Here is a 17,921-nt window from a genome sequence, read left to right on the forward strand (position 1 = left end):
GCTCTGGTATGTTTAAGTCAGAAGGAATCCCCGTTACTGGTGCGACTGAGAAAGGAGTATCATATGCAAGGGTTAGGAATGACTGCTGCGTTTGCTATGATGCAGGCCAGGCTGAGCCAGAACCTTCCTCCTGACGACCGGATGAGCCATGCAGAAAAAGTCTGCCGCAGGCAGGCCAGGGACGCGGAATGGCAGTTCCGGGTGTCCAAGGGATACGAGAAGGATACCTTCTGGAACCGGGTCAAGTTCAATATGACCCACAAAGACTGAGTTTCTATCCAGCCGCGGGCAAATCCCGCGGCTTTTTTGTATTTAGAGGGAGATGCTCCAGTTGCCCAGCTGATCCAGAATGGGGATCAGCTGCTTGCAGGGCTCAGTGATGCTGTATTCCACCCGCACCGGTACCTCCAGATACTCTGTCCGGGTGACCAGCTTGTCCTCCTCCAGCTCCCGCAGGGCATTGGCCAGCACTGTGTTGGATACCCCGTCCAGCGTCTTTTTCAGTTGATTGTACCGGGTGGGGCCATTGTTGTACAGGGAGCACAGGATCTGCATCTTCCACTTGCCGCCGATAAGGGACAGGGCGTGGTTCAGCGGGCAGGTCTCCATGCAGGGACAGTTTTCATGTTCCACAGGTCAGTTCCTCCTTACCTGGTACGAAATTTCTGCGCTCTTGCGCTGGGGCAATATAGGTACTATAATACTACCAGGTTGTAAAAATGAAAAGCATTTTTTAGGAGGAATTTCCATGCCGCCCTATCTGACCGGTCTTGGCATTGGCCTGGCCTATGTGGCCCCCATCGGGATGCAGAACCTGTTTGTCATCAACTCGGCCCTGACCCAGCCAAGGCACAAGGCGCTGCTGACCGCCCTCATCGTGGTCTTCTTTGATGTGACCCTGGCGCTGGCCTGCTTCTTTGGCATTGGCGCGCTGATGGAGCACTTTACCTGGCTGCAGATGGTCATTCTGCTGGTAGGCGGCGCCATCGTGATCTGGATCGGGATCAGTCTGCTGCGGGATAAGCCCACCATGGACAACAATGTGGATGTAAACATCTCCCTGCCCCGTGTGGCGGCCAAGGCCTGCGTGGTGACCTGGTTCAACCCTCAGGCCATCATCGACGGCACCATGCTGTTCGGCGGCTTCCGGGCGGGCAACCCCGGCGGGGTGAGCACCCAGCTGATCCTGGGGTCCTCCACCGCCTCCTTCCTATGGTTCTTCGGCATCACGGTGCTGATCTCCCTCTTCTCCGCCCGCTTCAACGACAAGATCCTGCGGGTCATCAACATTGTCTGCGGCATTATCATTATTTTCTACGGCGGCAAGCTGATCTGGCAGTTCTTTCAGATGGTCATGTAAAAAAAGTCCCCTCCCAACGGAGGGGATTTTTTATGTCCAATCAGCGGCAGGAGAATCTGATACGGCGGCTGGAAATATGAACAGGTCTATGCTATGCTTAATAAAAGCAGTAAATCAGCACCCAGGAGGAGCGGATATCATGACAGATGTGCAGCAGAGGGCGGCGGCGAAGGAGTTTACAGCCTATTGGGCAGGCCGGGGCGACGAGAAGCAGGAGACCCAGCGTTTCTGGATCGACCTGCTTCGGAACGTCTACGGTGTGGCGGAGCCGGAGAAGGCCATTGAGTTTGAGTGTCCTGTGAAGCTGGACCACGTCAGCTTCATTGATGGATATATCAAGGATACCCGTGTCCTCATTGAGCAAAAGGGGGCGGACATCGACCTGCGGCGGGGCTACAAGCAGTCTGACGGCTCCATGCTGATCCCCTATCAGCAGGCCCGCCGTTACGCGGGCTATCTGCCCCACGACAAGAACCCCCGGTGGATCGTGGTATGCAATTTCCGGGAGTTCCACGTCCACGACATGAACCGCCCCAACGACGAGCCGGAAGTGGTGGCCCTGGCCGATCTGGAGAAGGAATATCACCGCCTGAATTTCCTGGTGGACACCGGAGACGAAAACATCAGGAAGGAGATGGAGATCTCCTTGCAGGCCGGTGAGATCGTGGGTACCCTGTACGACGCGCTTTTGAAGCAGTACAAGGACCCGGAATCCCCGGAGACGCTGAAGAGCCTGAACGCCCTGTGCGTCCGGCTGGTGTTCTGCCTGTACGCCGAGGACGCGGAGATTTTCGGGGGCCACGGCAAGTTCCACGACTATATGCAGCGCCACCAGAGCGACGCCCGCCGTGCTCTGATGGATCTGTTCCAGGTGCTGGATACCAGGCCGGAGGACCGGGACCCCTATATGGACGACGATCTGGCTTCGTTTCCCTATGTCAACGGCGGGCTGTTTGCCGATGAGGCTATCATCATTCCCCGGCTGGACGAGACCATTGTGGACCTGATCCTCCAGCGGGCCAGCGCGGACTTTGACTGGTCCTCCATCAGTCCCACCATTTTCGGCGCTGTGTTTGAGAGCACCCTGAACCCGGAGACCCGGCGCTCCGGCGGGATGCACTATACCAGCATCGAGAATATCCACAAGGTCATTGACCCGCTGTTTCTGGACGATTTGAAGGGGGAGCTGGCGGAGATTCAGGCTGTGGCGGTGGAGACCACCCGGAAGCGCCGCCTGAAAGACTTCCAGCATAAGCTGGCGGGCCTGAAATTCCTGGACCCGGCCTGCGGCTCAGGCAACTTCCTGACGGAGACTTACATCTCCCTGCGCAAGCTGGAAAACGAGGCCCTGCGGTCCCTCTCCGACCAGATCACCATGGGGGATTTCACCAACCCCATTGAGGTCTCCATCGGCCAGTTCTACGGCATCGAGATCAACGACTTCGCCGTGACCGTGGCCAAGACGGCCCTGTGGATCGCGGAGAGCCAGATGATGAAGGAGACTGAGGACATTATCCATATGTCTTTGGATTTCCTGCCGCTGAAATCCTACGCCAACATCGTGGAGGGCAACGCCCTGCGGATGGACTGGGAGAGCGTGGTGCCCAAGCATGAGCTGGATTACATCATGGGCAACCCGCCGTTTGTGGGGTACTCCCTTCAAAGCAAGGAACAGAAACAGGATATTTTATCCATCTATATTGATGAAAAGGGAAAACCATATAAGACGGCAGGAAAAATCGACTATGTTTCAGGCTGGTATTTCAAAGCAGCAGTGTTTATGCAGAACTCAACCATACGCACCGCCTTTGTGTCCACAAATTCCATCACACAGGGTGAGCAGGTTGCGGGTGTTTGGAAGCCGCTGTATGACCGTTTCGGAATTCATATCGATTTTGCACACCGCACCTTCCGCTGGGACAGTGAAGCCAGCCTAAAAGCTCATGTTCATTGCGTAATAGTTGGATTTAGTGTTGCACCATATACGAGCCATCGCAAGCTCTACATTGCGGAGCGATGTCAGGAAGTTGAAAACATCAATGCTTATCTTATTGATGGTCCAGATGTTTTTATTGAAAGTAGAACCCGAGTTATTTGCAATGTTCCGGAAATGGTGTATGGAAATAAACCAACCGATGGCGGCTTCTTATTTTTAACACCAGAAGAATACCAAGAAGTAATTCAGGCGGAACCGGGAATTGAAAAATATATTAGACGGGTATATGGTGCAACCGAATATATCAACAATAAAACTCGCTATTGTTTATGGTTGGTTGGCGCTTCTCCTGCTGAACTGCGAAAGTCAAAATTTATTTTGGAAAGAGTAGAAGCAGTCCGAAAGTTTAGACAGGAAAGTACAAAGGAGGCTACTCGGAAAAGTGCTGATACACCAACTCTTTTCCAAGAAATTCGACATCCAGACACTCAATATATTATCATTCCTAGGCACTCTTCTGAAACGAGACGATATATTCCATTCGGTTTTGTATCGCCACAAGTGATAGTTAATGATGCAGTACAAATCATTCCAAATGCCGGACTTTTCCATTTTGGAGTATTGATGTCTAATGTTCATATGGCCTGGACAAGAGCTGTATGTGGGCGGATTAAGAGTGACTACCGTTATTCCAAGGATGTGGTTTACAACAACTTCCCCTGGCCCACGCCTACCGACGAACAGAAGGCCAAGATCGAGGAGACCGCCCAGGCCATTCTGGACGCCCGGGCCCTCTATCCCGATTCCAGCCTGGCCGATCTCTACGACGAGACCACCATGCCCCCGGAGCTGCGGAAAGCCCACCAGCAGAACGACAAGGCCGTCATGCGGGCCTACGGCTTCGACATCAAGACCACCACCGAGACCACCTGCGTGGCGGAGCTGATGAAGCTGTATCAGAAATTGACGGAAGCCACGGGCAAATAAAACGAAAGGGCCATAAAAACAGCGCCGTCTGCTGAGCAGACGGCGCTGTTTTGCGCTTGTTCAGGCCTTCACCAGATGGACCAGTACATCGGTCATCTTGTGCAGGGCGTCCACCGGGATATACTCGTGGACCCCGTGGAAGTTGACGCCGCCGGTACACAGATTGGGACAGGGGAGTCCCATGTAGCTGAGCCGGGCGCCGTCGGTGCCGCCGCGGATAGGCACCTCCAGCGGTTCGATGCCAATGGCCTCCATAGCCGCCCGGGCGCGGTGGATCAGGTACATATGAGGCTCGATCTGCTCCAGCATATTGTAGTAGGAGTCCTTCAGATCCAGTTCCACGGTACCGGCGCCGTATTTGGCGTTGAGATAGTCCACAACACGGGTCAGGAAGGCCTTGCGGTCCTCAAACTTGGCACGGTCGTGGTCCCGGATGATATAGGAGAGGGTGGCGGTGGTCTCATCGCCGGACATCTCGCACAGGTGGTAGAAGCCCTCCCGGCCCTCGGTGTGGGCGGGAGTCTCGGCGGGGGGCAGCAGGTTGACCAGCTCCACGGCCATGAGGATGGCGCTCTTCATCTTGTTTTTGGCAGAGCCGGGGTGGATGTTCACGCCATGAATGGTGATCTGAGCGCTGGCGGCGTTGAAGTTTTCATACTCCAGCTCGCCCAGCTCGCCGCCGTCCACGGTGTAGGCCACCGCCGCGCCAAAACCGGCCACGTCGAAGTGATCAGCGCCGTTGCCCACCTCCTCGTCGGGGGTGAAGGCGACGGCAATGCGACCGTGGGGGATCTCGGGGTGGAGGGTGAGATATTCCACGGCGGACATGATCTCCGCCACGCCGGCCTTATCGTCGGCGCCCAGCAGGGTGGTACCGTCGGTGACGATCAGGTCCTGGCCCACATAGTTGGACAGGCTTTCAAACTCGGCGGCCTTCATTACAATTTGCTTTTCCTCGTTGAGAACGATGTCGCCCCCCTCATAGTGGACGATGCGGGGCTTTACATCGGCGCCGGGGGCGCTGGGGGCGGTGTCCATATGGGCGATGAGGCCCATGCAGGGGATGCCCTCACATCCCGGAGTGGCGGGCAGCCAGCCGTAGACGTAGCCATACTCGTCCATGTGGGCGTTGTGCAGGCCCAGCTGGTTCAGCTCCTCCGCCAGAACGGCCCCCAGCACCTTTTGCTTTTCGGTGGAGGGTGTGGTCTGGCTGTGTTCGTCCGACTGGGTATCATAGGTGACGTACTTTAAAAAACGTTCCACAGCGTTCATGTTCTGCGTCCTTTCTCCCGGTTTCCGTTCCTTGCTCTTGACGGATACCGGGCAATGGAATAGACTAAACTAAATAGCATCCGATATTATACCATGGCTGCAAGCCGCTCCGGCTTGCGCACCGCAGAGCGGCGAAAACCGGCGCAGCCGGTTTCGGCCATGGTGTAACAAGCGCAGTGCGCGGCGGTTCGCCGCGCCTAGCCGCCTGAAAGGCGGCCCCAAACAGCTCGGCTGTTTGGACTGCGGTTATTATAACATAAGAGGAGCTAGATTTCTATGGTAACGACGCAGGAATTTACCTTCCCCTCCAGCGACGGCGTTCATCTGGTGGGAGCCACCTGGTGGAAAGGGGAGGCGGAGCGGCCCAGAGCCATTGTGCAGCTGGTCCACGGAATTTCGGAATATATCGGCCGGTACGATGATTTTGCCCGGTTCCTGGCGGAGCATGGCTACTGGGTGGTGGGTCACGACCACCTGGGCCACGGCCGTACGGCGGCGGACCCCTCGGAGTACGGCTGGTTTGCCGACAAGGATGGGTGGAAGTATGTGCTCAAGGATACCCGCACCCTGCGGCGGCTGGCGGGGGAGGCCTGTCCGGAGGTACCCTATTTTATCATGGGCCATTCCATGGGCTCCTTTGTGGTGCGGGGTTACCTCAGCTACTGGCCGGGTACGGTGGACGGGGCCATCCTGTCGGGTACAGGCCAGGAGGCACCCGCCAAGGTGAACGCGGGGCTGGCCCTCTCCGGCCTGCTGCTGAAAACCAAAGGCCCCAGAGCGCACAGCAAACTGCTGGATAACCTGTCGGTTGGGGCTTACAACAAGCAGTTCAAGCCCACCCGCACCGGGGCGGACTGGATATCCCGGGATCAGGCGGTGGTGGACGCCTACTGCGCCGACCCTCTATGCCAGTTCCTGCCCTCGGTGAGTATGTTCCACGACATGATGCACGGCCTTAATCTGCTGGCCCGGAAGAGCACCCTGGCCCGGCTGGACCCGAATACGCCGGTGTACTTCTTTGCCGGAGACCGGGACCCGGTGGGCCAGCAGGGTAAGGGTGTCAAAAAAGTGGCCCGCTGGTTCAGAGAGGCGGGGGTGAAGGACGTTGCCCTCAAGCTCTACCCGGAGGGACGCCACGAGATGCTCAATGAGACCAACCGTCAGCAGGTCTATGAGGATGTGCTGGCCTGGCTGGAGGGGCATTTAACCAGAAAAGAGGCATGACAAAAGCGGCCGCGCGCAGCGCGGCCGCTTTTCCTTTGGGGGATCAGCCCGGAGGCCAGGTCATGTCCCGGCCCGCCAGCACATGGAAGTGCAGGTGGTGGACCGACTGGCCCGCCTGCTCCCCGCAATTGGACACCACCCGGAAGTCGGTGATGCCCAGCTGGGCGGTCACATTGGAGATGACCTCAAAGATATGGGCCACCACGCCGGCATTGTCGGCGGTGATCTCACCGCAGGAGCCGATGTGGGCCTTGGGGATCACCAGGAAATGGGTGGGCGCCTGGGGATCGATGTCATAGAAGGCAAAGACCTGATCGTCCTCGTAGACCTTGTTGGACGGGATCTCCCCGGCGGCGATCTTACAGAACAGACAGTCGCTCATAGCAGGACCTCCTCATTTGTCAAGCTGGGTCCAGTATAGCACAGAAGGGTGGGATTGTCATGCCTGAAAGGGAAAAAGACAGGTCCATGCCGAGTGGTTTCTGAACTGGGAATACAACAGCAAAAGGAAACAAGAAAGCAGCTTTGCGGGTCTTGCTGCCTAACACCCAAGCGCAAGAATATACTTGAAGACCATATGATAAAATGATATAATATGACTGAAAAAGTAAATATAAAATGGTTGTATTTTATGCAAATTGCTTGGCGTAGGTGTTGCAAGTACCAGTGGCATAAAAATTGTAAATAATTAGAGATATGCAAAGCGCAAGTGGTTCTTACTTAGGTTTGGTTCTAATGGAATGTATTCAATAATAATGAGAAGGGATGATTCCGATGGGGTTACTATTGCAGTAGATCCTATATTTCGACGAAAGGAGAAACTGCTGTCGGATATCAATATCCAGAATTTGAATATGATGGCATTAAAGTGACGCCAAATGTTGTTCAGGGTAGCCGCATAATTTATTCTGTTCCTGCTGGATATGATAGCAATTTTAATGCGGTAAAAGCATATAATGATATTTATGCCAATACAAGTGCATACGTGATGTCTGTAGAAATTACTGGGATAGAAAGTAAGACCGTTTCCGATATTTCACCTGTTTGTCCGCAATTTCCGGCTCACATTACTTGATGCTGGGGTGAAAAATATGAAGAGGGTAGTGCGCATAGGGAATACACTTATTATTCTGGGAATGCTGTCCATGATTCTTTCGCTCTTTTGGAAGGCGGCCACGCCATTAGTGGGTATTTTGGGCCTTGTGATTGCGTGTGCAGGTTTCATATTTTTCTTCATTTTTTGGCGATGCCCTGCTTGTCATACGCATTTGCCCCTCCAGGGAATGATTGGAATGACTACCTGCCCATACTGTGGGCACCAAATCTATCATTAAAATTCTGGAATATGGGATTTGTGAAAAAGACGGAAAAGAGCTAACAGATGGAGCTTGTTGCTGCAAAATAAGCGTCAAATCTGCCGACGGTTTCACAATTCAAAAAAACAGCAGCATGATGCTAAGGCATCATGCTGCTGTTTTTTCAGGTATAAAAGACGCTGGTTTCTATTGGTCAATTACACAGCGCGGGTGACCTTACCCGAACGGAGGCATCTGGTGCACACATAAACGTGCTTGGGCGTGCCGTTGACGATCGCCTTGACGCGCTTCACATTGGGCTTCCAGGGGCGGTTGGTGCGGCGGTGAGAGTGGGACACCTTAATACCGAACACGACACCCTTGTCGCAAAATTCACATTTGGCCATTCGCTTATACCTCCTCGCTCGTCAGGATACGCTTATAAAAGCATCGAACGATATGATAGCAGAACTTTCGGAAAAATGCAAGTGCTTTTTTAAAAATGACTGGAATTTTTCTGTGGGACCTGTATACAGGTTCTTATGACACCGCTTCTTTTGACAAATTGCCTTCCCGGTTGCAAATCGGGAGAAGAGAATGGTATAATAATGTCTACTGAATAAACCGCGATGCGGTTTATTCGCGCGGAGGTAGCCGCGCAATTTCATAAAAACAGCTCGAAGTGGCCGTTTTTATGAAATTCAGCCATTGTTACAATGCGTATTTCCGTTGGCGCGTCTCAACGCACCAACGGAAAGTGCGAGTTTTTTTGGACGAGATCGTCCAAAACCCTTGCACTTGAACAAAGCCATTTGGCCTTGAAAACCTTGGTTTTCAAGGTTTGTGGCTTTGTTCAGTACGTATTATAATAAAACAAATCGCTTTGAAATGACCGGCGGGGGACAACCCGCCTTTATAGGAGGAAGAGCTATGGAAAGCTTGTACACCGTCAAACTGGGCGAATTGATCAAAAAGTTTAATCTGGAGGTCCTGCGTGGTGCGGAGGGCTATGAGGATCAGGCCATCTGCACCGAGGACGTGAATCGTCCCGGCCTGCAGCTTACCGGATTTTTCGACTACTTCGATCCCCACCGGCTCCAGGTCATCGGCAAGGTGGAAGATACCTACCTCTCCGGCCTGACGCCGGATCAGCGGCGGGAGAGCTTTGAGCTGCTGCTGAGCCAGGATATTCCCGCCCTCATCGTTTCCCGTGGCATTGATCCCTTCCCGGAGTGTATGGAGATGGCGGAGAAGTATGATCGGACGGTACTCCGCAGCCAGGATACTACCAGCGTACTGATGAGTACCATCATTGCCTCTCTGAAGTCCTACCTGGCCCCCCGCATCACCCGCCACGGTGTCTTGGTGGAGGTGTACGGCGAGGGCGTGCTGCTGCTGGGCGAGTCCGGTGTGGGTAAGAGCGAGACCGCCATTGAGCTGGTAAAGCGTGGCCACCGCCTCATTGCCGACGATGCGGTGGAGATCAAGCAGACGGTTACCGGCGGCCTGATGGGTACTGCCCCCGAGCTCATCCGCCACTATATTGAACTGCGGGGCATCGGTGTCATCGACGTACGCCGCCTGTTCGGTATGAGTGCTGTTAAGGAAGAGGCGGAGATCGACATGGTCATCAGCCTGGAGCAGTGGAAGGACGGGGCCATGTATGACCGGCTGGGCCTGGAGAACCTGTACACCACCATCCTGGACGTACAGGTGCCCTCTCTCACCATTCCGGTGAAGCCGGGCCGGAATCTGGCGGTCATCATCGAGGTGGCGGCCATGAACAACCGCCACAAGAAGATGGGCTACAACGCCGCTCTGGAGTTTACCAAGCAGATCAACGAGCACTTTGACCAGGCCATGAGCGCCCAGATGAACAAGTAATCCCTCAGATCACGGCCCGCCGAGGCGGACTTCGGAGCCAGAGGCCCCGGAGCAAAGCCCGGCGGGCTTTTTAAAGGATGTGACCGCTCTTGACCTTTTTATCCCTGCCCTTCTTCTGCTTCTTTCCGGTGACAGCGCTGGGTTATTTCCTGTTGCCCCGGAAGGTGCGGAACCTGTGGCTGCTGCTGGCCAGCTGGTTTTTCTATCTGTGCGCCAAGCCGGTCTATCTCACCCTGCTGCTCTTTGTGATTCTCACCTCCTATGGAGCGGGGATCGCCTTGGGAAAGAAGAAAAAACAATGGGTGTTGGCGCTCTGCCTGCTGACCGACGTGGTGCTGCTCTTCCTCTTTAAATATGTCAACTTCGCTCTCTCTATGGCGGGAGAAGTTCTTCACGGCATGGGGATTGCCTGGAATATGCCGGTACTGGACATTGTGCTGCCGGTGGGTATCTCCTTCTATCTCTTCCAGGCCATGGGCTATGTGATCGACGTATGGCGGGGTAAGACGGAGGCCCAGGGGAATTTTCTGCTCCACGCTCTGTTTCTCTCCTTCTTCCCTCAGGTGGTGTCCGGCCCGATCGGCCGGGCAGGGGAGCTTATTCCCCAGTTCCGGGAACCGCATCCCTTTGACTGGAACAAATTCCGGGAGGGGCTGGTGCGCTTTTTATGGGGCGCCTTTCAGAAAATGGTGCTGGCCGACCGGCTGGCGGTGCTGGTCAACACCATCTTCGGGGCGCCGGAGACCTTTGGCGCGGTGCAGGTGATGGGGGCGGCGGTGGCCTTTTCCCTTCAGATCTACTGTGATTTCTCCTCCTACACCGACATGGCCCTGGGCGTGGCCCACAGCATGGGCTTCACCCTGCGGGAAAACTTTGACACACCCTATTTTTCCCGGTCCATTGCGGAATTCTGGCGGCGGTGGCATATGTCCCTGTCCAACTGGTTCCGGGACTACCTCTACATCCCCTTGGGCGGCTCCCGGCGGGGCACTGCCCGGAAATATCTGAATGTACTCATCGTTTTTGCCGTCAGCGGCCTGTGGCACGGGGCGGCTATGACCTTTGTAGTGTGGGGCGTGCTCAACGGCCTCTATCAGGTGATGGGGGCGGTCACCGCACCCCTGCGGGACGGCGGGTACCGGCTGCTCCACATCAGGGAGGACGGTCCCTTCCGGCATGGGGCGCAGGTTCTGATCACCTTCCTGCTGGCTACGGTGGCCTGGGTGTTCTTCAAGGCCAGCTCCCTGTCCAACGCCCTGGCGGTATTGGGTGGGATGCTCCACGGTCCCCTGTGGGTGCGTCAGAGCATGGGCCTGGACCGGTGGGAGCTGCTGGTGGCCGCTGCGGGTCTGCTGCTGCTCTTGCTGGTGGATCTGTTGAGCAAGCGGTACAATCTGTGGAAGGCCTATCTGCAACAGCCCCGGATGGTACGGTGGTGCATCTTATGGGTGCTCCTCTTTGGCTGCCTGATCTTCGGCAGCTATGGAGCGGGGTACGACGCCCAGGATTTTATGTATGGATTCAGTTTTTAAGGAGGGGATACACCAATGAAGCGCCTGAACAAGGGGAAAGAGTGCTTCTTTGCCCTCCTCTTCCTGCTGCTGGCGGCAGTGATGGTCAATTTTGTCTCCGATGTTCTTCGGCCCGCCCAGACCATGTACGGTGCCACCTGGAGTTCCTTTCGGGCGGAACCGGAGAACAGCCTGGACGTGATTTATCTGGGCAGCTCCTTTGCCTACTGCGATTTCAACCCCTCGGTGGTGTATGATGCCTCCGGCCTGACGGGGTATGTGATGGCGGGCTCGGAACAGCCTCTGTCCATTACCTATTGGTATTTGAAAGAGATTTTCCGCACGCAGTCTCCATCCGCCGTGGTGCTGGAGGGTACCTCTCTGTACTTTAAGCAGTACCAGAACTATACCCAGCAGAATGTGAGCCAGATGCCCTTCTCGGTCAACAAGCTGGGCGCCATCTTTACGGCGTCTGAGGAAAACCTGCGGACCGGACTGCTCTTTGACCTGTCTCTCTACCACAGCCGTTGGAAGGAGATGGGCAAAAGCGATCTGAAAAAAGCAGCGGTCCCGGTACAGGGGGACCACTACAAGGGCTTTACGCCGGTGGATCAGGTGATGGACGGCGTGGGAGAAACCGTGGTGGAGGGCAACCGCACGGTGTCGGAGGAGGACTACGCCGCCAACCTGGTATGGCTGGGCAGGATCCTGGACCTCTGCCGGGAGCACGGCGCCCAGCCCATTGTTACATTCAATCCAAGCTATACCCGCTGTACTCAGGAGCAGTACGCCCGCAATACGGCAGACATTCTGGCCCTGGATGGGGAGGCACTGGTATACAACTGGTCGGACAGCTTCGAGGAGATGGGGCTGATCCCCACAGAGCATCTCTATGACGGCGGCCACCTGAACCAGGACGGAGCGGCCATTTTCTCCGCCTGGCTGGGCCGGTTCCTGACCGACGAGGTGGGGCTGGTCCCCAGAACACAGACTGCGGAAAATACCGCTGCCTGGGAGGAATCTGCCGCCTGGTGGCGGGAGAAAAACCAGAGCTGACTTGAAAAACCTCCGGCTTCGGCCGGAGGTTTTGTCACGTTTGGCTTTGCCCAGGTGTATTCCAGGTGAACGCGTTCCAATCCACAAGGCAAGAAGGAGGGAGGAGCATGGAAGGACAGGACAGGGAGGCGCTGGCCCGACGGCTGGTGGACACTTATTCCGACCAGCTGCTGCGGCTGGCCTATTCGCTGCTGAACAATGTGCCGGACGCACAGGACGTGTGCCAGGAGGCGCTGCTTAAGGGGCTGGACCACGCCCATGACTTTGAAAGCCGGGAGCACGAGCGGGCGTGGCTTATCCGTGTGACTGTCAATCTGTGTAAAAACTTGCGGCGAAGTCCCTGGCGCACCCGGACGGTGGGGCTGGATACGGTGGCTGAACAGGCGGCCTTCCAACCGGAAGAGGGGGGCGTGCTGGAGGAGGTCCAGCGGCTGCCCGCCAAATACCGGGAAGTATTGGTGCTCTATTACTATATGGGCTATAACACCAATGAAATCGCGGAGATCCTGGGTATCCGGGCGGATGCGGTACGGGCCCGGATGAGCCGGGCCAGACAGAAGCTGAGACTGGGATTGGAGGTACAGGGCTATGGCAAGCTATCGAGATGAACTGGACCGGCTGAAATTCTCGCCGGAGGAAAAGGATGAACTGACCCGACGCCTGACGGCGGAGCGCGCGGCCACAACGGCGCGGCGGATGTGCCTGCCCTACCGGGGACTGGTGGCTGCGGTAGCGGCTATCTCCCTGCTGGTGGGGGCGGTGGGCGCGGCATCCCTGGCGGGGGTATCTCCTGCCTTCCGGGAACTGTTTGGTATCACCGATGATGCGCAGGCCCTGCAGCTGGGCGCGGAACAGTTGAATCTGGTCTTTGAGGATCAAAATGGCTCCGGCGCCTCCATCGCCGTCAAAGAGGTGGTCAAGGATCAGGAGCGGGTCTATGTGCTGCTGGACTTTACCGCTCCGGCAGGGGTAGCGCTTCCCACACCGGAGGAGACTGCGGACGGACGGAACTTCTGGCTGGGGGAGGAAGAGGAAGACTGCTCCGCCGCCTTCTATGGAGATGAAAACTGTACCCAGCGGGTGGACCCCCGCAGCTGGGGCTGGGGGTTCCGAGCGGTGGACGACCCGGATACCACCGACCAGGTGATCCCCCTGATGCTCCAGATCACCTGCGATGAGACCCTGCCGGAGGAGGCGGCATGGCTAAAGGTCACCCACTTGTCCAACCTGTGGGCACTGGAAAACGGGAAAGAGACCCGTGTGCTGTCCGGAATGGACTTTACCCTCGCCATTCCCATTGAGACCACGGCGGAGATCTATTCTTTTGAAGGGCGCTGCGGCGTAAATCTGAACGGCGTCACGCTGGCCACGGCGGAAAACCTGACCATCTCCCCGGTCAGTGTGGCCATGGATCTGGTAATCCCAGATGGGGCGGCCTACGATGCCGCCTTCGAGGCCCAGGGCCCCTGGCAGGTGTATGTGCTGCTGGAGGACGGCACCCGGGTGTGGACCGAGTTTGAGCAGGGAAGCGGTGTTCATGATGTGTTCCAGGATGACGCGGGGCAGACCTTCTTCCGGGCTGACCATGTCCGCTTTGAGCTGGACTCCCCCATTGATGTGGCCCAGATCAAAGATATCGTCTTTGTGGGGGACAACAGCCTGGCGTATGGGGAAGAGAAGCATGAGGCGGTGATCCACTTCAGCTTTACCCCCCATTATTTCCGTAATGAGACCTACTGGAATCAGGTCAACCAACATTAAAAAAGTTGCTGCATTCAGGCGTAAAAGAGCCCGGGGTACTCCGGGTTCTTTTTTGTTTTTTTGAGGTGAAAAAATCCTTGCAAAACTGGAAACACTGTGATATTATATTCGGGCATGATTACGCACACCCGCGGACGGGGGGCCAGGTGCTTCCGCTTGGAGGTTGGCCGGCTCCGAATGAAACGGGTGGAGGAATCAACAATTAAAGGAGGAATTTTATCATGGCAGTCGTATCTATGAAGCAGCTTCTCGAGGCGGGCGTCCACTTCGGTCACCAGACCCGTCGTTGGAACCCCAAAATGGCCACCTATATCTACACCGAGCGCAACGGCATCTATATCATCGACCTGCAGAAGACCGTGAAGAAGCTGGAGGAGGCCTACAACTTCGTCCGTTCTCTGGGCGAGTCCGGCCAGACCCTGCTGTTTGTGGGCACCAAGAAGCAGGCTCAGGAGGCTATTAAGGAAGAGGCTGAGCGTGTTGGTATGTACTATGTGAACGCCCGTTGGCTGGGAGGCATGCTCACCAACTTCAAGACCATGCGCGGCCGCGTGGAGCGTCTGAACCAGCTGAAGAAGATGCAGGAGGACGGCACCTTCGATATGCTGCCCAAGAAGGAAGTCATGAAGCACCTGGGCGAGATCGCCAAGCTGGAGAAGTACCTGGGCGGCGTTGTGGAGATGAAGAAGCTCCCCGGCGCTCTGTTCGTGGTCGATCCCCGCAAGGAGCGCAACGCCATCAACGAGGCCCGCAAGCTGAACATCCCCATCGTGGCTATCGTGGACACCAACTGCGACCCCGACGAGATCGACTATGTGATCCCCGGCAACGATGACGCCATCCGCGCCATTAAGCTGATCTCCGGTGTGATGGCCAACGCCATCCAGGAGGGCAAGCAGGGCCAGGACGCCGCTGAGGAGACCGAGAAGACCGAGGCCGCTGAGTAATTTACCCGAATGAATGACAGGAGCGCCCGCCCGCGCGGGCGGACGCTCTTTTTTATAATTGAGATGGAGGTAATGTGATCATGGCAATCACTGCAAAAGACGTACAGGCCCTGCGCGAGATGACCGGCGTGGGCATGATGGACTGCAAGAAGGCCCTCACTGAGGCCGAGGGCAACATGGACAAAGCTGTTGAGATCCTGCGCGAGAAGGGTCTGGCCGCTTCCCAGAAGAAGGCCGGCCGCATTGCTGCCGAGGGTATGGCTTATGCCGCTGTTATCGACGGCATGGGTGTGGTGGTCGAGGTCAACGCCGAGACCGACTTCGTGGGCAAGAACGAGAAGTTCGTGGACTTCGTGAAGGGCGTGGCTGCTGTTGTGGCCGCCAACAAGCCCGCTGACCTGGATGCTCTGCTGGCTCTGCCTTACGGCAACGGCCACACCGTGCAGGAGGAGCAGCAGGAGATGGTGCTGGTCATCGGCGAGAACATCAAGGTTCGCCGCTTTGCCTTCTTCGCTGAGGGCATTTCCGTGCCCTATATCCATGCTGGCGGCAAGATCGGCGTGCTGGTCAACCTGGAGACCGATCTGTCCGCTGAGCAGGTGGAGACCATCGGTAAGGACGTGGCCATGCAGATCGCCGCTCTGAATCCCCGCTTCTGGGATAAGAGCCAGGTCGACCAGGCTACTCTGGACGAGGAGAAGAAGATCCTGCTGGTTCAGATGGAGAACGATCCCAAGATGGCTTCCAAGCCTGAGAAGGTGAAGGAAGGCATTGTGGCCGGCAAGATGGGCAAGTTCTACAAGGAGAACTGCCTGCTGCAGCAGGAGTTCGTGAAGGACGGCTCCATGACCGTGGAGCAGTATATTGCTTCCGCTGCCAAGGCTCTGGGCGGCGCTGTGAGCTTCAAGAACGCTGTTCGCTTTGAGAAGGGCGAGGGCATCGAGAAGAAGCAGGAGAACTTCGCTGAGGAGATCGCCAAGCAGCTGGGCAAGTAATTGTGTACTTGTCCCCCCGCAAACAAGCACATTGTCCCGAAATAATGACTCACAAAAGAGTCCGAGGAAATTCGTTTCCCCGGGCTCTTTTTTTGTTTCTTTTTTACTCTTTGTCCGGTTTTTGGCTTGATTTAGAACTAATTTAGAATTTTTTGAGAAAGAGATTGGGCGAGCAACTGGTGGTCAAAATGGTTGGACAAACGACCGTTTTGGAAGGAACGACCACAAATTGCATTCAGAGAAACGAAGCGCCGGGCACGGAAGTATCCGGCGCTTTTTCATGCCGATGAAGTTCTCCTGTGCCTGCCCTGAACTTGACGCAGTCGGGAAAAGCCCCTATAATGAAGGCGTTCCAACAGGCAAAGTACAGATAGGAGGGCTGTCATGGCGGAAGAGATCAAGATTCTGAATCTGGCCGATGTGCCGGAGTACATGGAGGAAGTTTCCCAATGGCTGTGGCTGGAGTGGGCCAAGGCCGACGGGTATTCTCTGGAGGAGATCATTTATCGCACAAAGTATGCTTCCCAGCGGGATACAGTGCCTCAGATGCTGGTGGCAGTCATGGGAGACAAGCCGGTGGGTGTGGTGTCCCTGTGGCTCAACGATGCCAAGACCAGACAGGACCTGTCGCCCTGGATGGCTACCCTGTATGTGAAGGATGAGTACCGCAATCTCCACATTGGACAGCGTCTCCAGGCGGCCAGCATTGAGGCCGTTAGAGTGCTGAAGCGCTACCCCTGCCTTTATCTGATTACCAAGTTGGAAAACTACTACGAGAAGATCGGATGGAAGTTTGTGGACTACATCCCAGTGGGCGAGGGCGCCACGGAAAAAGTATATCGTTACGATCTCTAAACCTAAAAATCAAGTGAAACGGGCCTGTCGCATCTGCGGCGGGCCCGTTTCTGATTTAGGGGCAAGACAGAGCGGAGGAGTCCTGCGTGAGGGTGAAGCGGTTTCTATCCACCAGAAGTAATCCATCCCGCTGCATTTTGCCCAACTCATTGGACAGGGCGCTGCGCTCCACATTGAGGTAGTCGGCCAGCTGCTGCCGGTTGAAAGGAATCGTAAAGCTGGGGCTGCCGCTCCGGCGGGCCTGGTAGGATAGATAGGAGAGCAGACGGCCCCGGATGGTTTTGGAAAAGGTATGGAAGATTTTTCGGGACAAATTCAGATTTTTCTGGGCGGACAAAAGCAGCAGGTTGCGGATCAGCTTGCTGTGGTGGGCACAGGTGTGGGAGCATACCTGCAGCACCCGATCCACATTGAGGAAGAGGACCTGTGTTCCCTCTGCAGCCACCACATCCACCATCAGCGGTTCTCCGGGCACACAGGCGTAAGTCTCGGCAAAAATCTGGCCGGGGCCAGCTCTGTCCAGCATGGTGGTGTTGCCCCACAAATCGTCAGTCTGAATCAGAACGCTGCCTGAGAGCACCATGCCCAGATCGGTCACATAATCCCCGCTGCGGTAAATTCGATCCCCTTTGGAAAACCCCTTCTCCACTGCCCCCAGGCAGTTCAGCATAGCCTCCGCCTCCTGGGGAGAAGTGCCTCGGAATAAGGCGGTATTCGCCAGTAAGGTGCCGTTCATCTTTCCCTCCTGAGTGTTGTTATAACAACAGACTTGTTGCTATCATTATACTATACTAGGCCTACAACGGCAAGCAACCGTGCAAAACCAGGAGGGCTTATC

General features: G+C 56.0%; 17 protein-coding genes. 12 read left to right on the forward strand and 5 right to left on the reverse strand.

The features are described from left to right. Positions 1-63: 63 nt before the first annotated feature. Positions 64-270, forward strand: coding sequence for a hypothetical protein (locus WHJ28_RS05150; RefSeq protein ID WP_340040325.1), 207 nt, complete (start codon positions 64-66; stop codon positions 268-270). Positions 271-312: 42 nt separating this feature from the next. Here the strand turns inward: WHJ28_RS05150 and WHJ28_RS05155 are convergent, their stop codons facing one another. After that, positions 313-633: a winged helix-turn-helix transcriptional regulator gene (locus WHJ28_RS05155; RefSeq protein ID WP_425461100.1), complete on the reverse strand. Its 321-nt coding sequence runs from the start codon at positions 631-633 to the stop codon at positions 313-315. Positions 634-748: 115 nt separating this feature from the next. Between WHJ28_RS05155 and WHJ28_RS05160 the strand changes: the two genes are divergently transcribed. Both WHJ28_RS05160 and WHJ28_RS05165 read left to right on the forward strand, forming a co-directional pair. Then, the gene (locus WHJ28_RS05160; RefSeq protein WP_340040327.1) at positions 749-1,360 is read left to right on the forward strand and encodes a LysE/ArgO family amino acid transporter; all 612 of its coding nucleotides are present in this window, start codon (positions 749-751) and stop codon (positions 1,358-1,360) included. A gap of 139 nt (positions 1,361-1,499) precedes the next feature. Then, positions 1,500-4,283 (forward strand): DNA methyltransferase, encoded by a 2,784-nt coding sequence (locus WHJ28_RS05165; RefSeq protein WP_340040329.1) that lies wholly within the window; start codon positions 1,500-1,502, stop codon positions 4,281-4,283. Between the two features lie 60 nt (positions 4,284-4,343). On the opposite strand, the gene pepT is transcribed toward WHJ28_RS05165, so the two are convergent. Next, a complete protein-coding gene (gene pepT / locus WHJ28_RS05170) occupies positions 4,344-5,555 on the reverse strand; it encodes a peptidase T (RefSeq protein WP_340040330.1) in 1,212 nt (403 codons plus the stop codon). A gap of 276 nt (positions 5,556-5,831) precedes the next feature. On the opposite strand from pepT, the gene WHJ28_RS05175 reads away from it, so the two are divergent. After that, entirely contained in the window at positions 5,832-6,779 is a 948-nt protein-coding gene (locus WHJ28_RS05175) for an alpha/beta fold hydrolase (RefSeq protein ID WP_340040331.1), read from the forward strand. Positions 6,780-6,822: 43 nt separating this feature from the next. On the opposite strand, the gene WHJ28_RS05180 is transcribed toward WHJ28_RS05175, so the two are convergent. Next, positions 6,823-7,161, reverse strand: a complete 339-nt coding sequence (locus tag WHJ28_RS05180; protein WP_340040332.1) for a histidine triad nucleotide-binding protein — start codon at positions 7,159-7,161, stop codon at positions 6,823-6,825. Between the two features lie 1,131 nt (positions 7,162-8,292). After that, positions 8,293-8,481 (reverse strand): 50S ribosomal protein L28, encoded by a 189-nt coding sequence (gene rpmB, locus WHJ28_RS05185; protein ID WP_087188236.1) that lies wholly within the window; start codon positions 8,479-8,481, stop codon positions 8,293-8,295. A 523-nt stretch (positions 8,482-9,004) separates the two neighbouring features. Between rpmB and hprK the strand changes: the two genes are divergently transcribed. The 8 genes from hprK (at position 9,005) to WHJ28_RS05225 (ending at position 17,083) form a co-directional block, all read left to right on the forward strand. Beyond that, positions 9,005-9,958 carry an HPr(Ser) kinase/phosphatase gene (hprK, locus tag WHJ28_RS05190; protein WP_087188237.1) on the forward strand — a complete coding sequence of 318 codons (954 nt, stop codon included), beginning with the start codon at positions 9,005-9,007 and terminating at the stop codon, positions 9,956-9,958. Between the two features lie 89 nt (positions 9,959-10,047). Further along, entirely contained in the window at positions 10,048-11,490 is a 1,443-nt protein-coding gene (locus WHJ28_RS05195; protein WP_340040335.1) for an MBOAT family O-acyltransferase, read from the forward strand. Positions 11,491-11,505: 15 nt separating this feature from the next. Further along, complete coding sequence (locus WHJ28_RS05200) at positions 11,506-12,525, forward strand: SGNH/GDSL hydrolase family protein (RefSeq protein WP_340040337.1); 1,020 nt, start codon at positions 11,506-11,508, stop codon at positions 12,523-12,525. A 107-nt stretch (positions 12,526-12,632) separates the two neighbouring features. Beyond that, complete coding sequence (locus WHJ28_RS05205) at positions 12,633-13,133, forward strand: RNA polymerase sigma factor (RefSeq protein WP_340040339.1); 501 nt, start codon at positions 12,633-12,635, stop codon at positions 13,131-13,133. Further along, positions 13,114-14,286: a DUF4179 domain-containing protein gene (locus tag WHJ28_RS05210; RefSeq protein ID WP_340040341.1), complete on the forward strand. Its 1,173-nt coding sequence runs from the start codon at positions 13,114-13,116 to the stop codon at positions 14,284-14,286. Before WHJ28_RS05205 ends, WHJ28_RS05210 begins: the two co-directional genes overlap by 20 nt. Positions 14,287-14,507: 221 nt before the next feature. Beyond that, the gene (gene rpsB / locus WHJ28_RS05215) at positions 14,508-15,233 is read left to right on the forward strand and encodes a 30S ribosomal protein S2 (protein ID WP_087188242.1); all 726 of its coding nucleotides are present in this window, start codon (positions 14,508-14,510) and stop codon (positions 15,231-15,233) included. A gap of 80 nt (positions 15,234-15,313) precedes the next feature. Then, positions 15,314-16,228 carry a translation elongation factor Ts gene (tsf, locus tag WHJ28_RS05220; RefSeq protein WP_340040344.1) on the forward strand — a complete coding sequence of 305 codons (915 nt, stop codon included), beginning with the start codon at positions 15,314-15,316 and terminating at the stop codon, positions 16,226-16,228. Between the two features lie 384 nt (positions 16,229-16,612). Beyond that, a complete protein-coding gene (locus WHJ28_RS05225; RefSeq protein ID WP_340040346.1) occupies positions 16,613-17,083 on the forward strand; it encodes a GNAT family N-acetyltransferase in 471 nt (156 codons plus the stop codon). Positions 17,084-17,138: 55 nt separating this feature from the next. On the opposite strand, the gene WHJ28_RS05230 is transcribed toward WHJ28_RS05225, so the two are convergent. Further along, complete coding sequence (locus tag WHJ28_RS05230) at positions 17,139-17,819, reverse strand: Crp/Fnr family transcriptional regulator (RefSeq protein ID WP_340040347.1); 681 nt, start codon at positions 17,817-17,819, stop codon at positions 17,139-17,141. Between the last annotated feature and the right edge of the window lie 102 nt (positions 17,820-17,921).

This window comes from Flavonifractor porci (assembly GCF_037572415.1).
Taxonomy (GTDB): domain Bacteria; phylum Bacillota; class Clostridia; order Oscillospirales; family Oscillospiraceae; genus Flavonifractor; species Flavonifractor porci.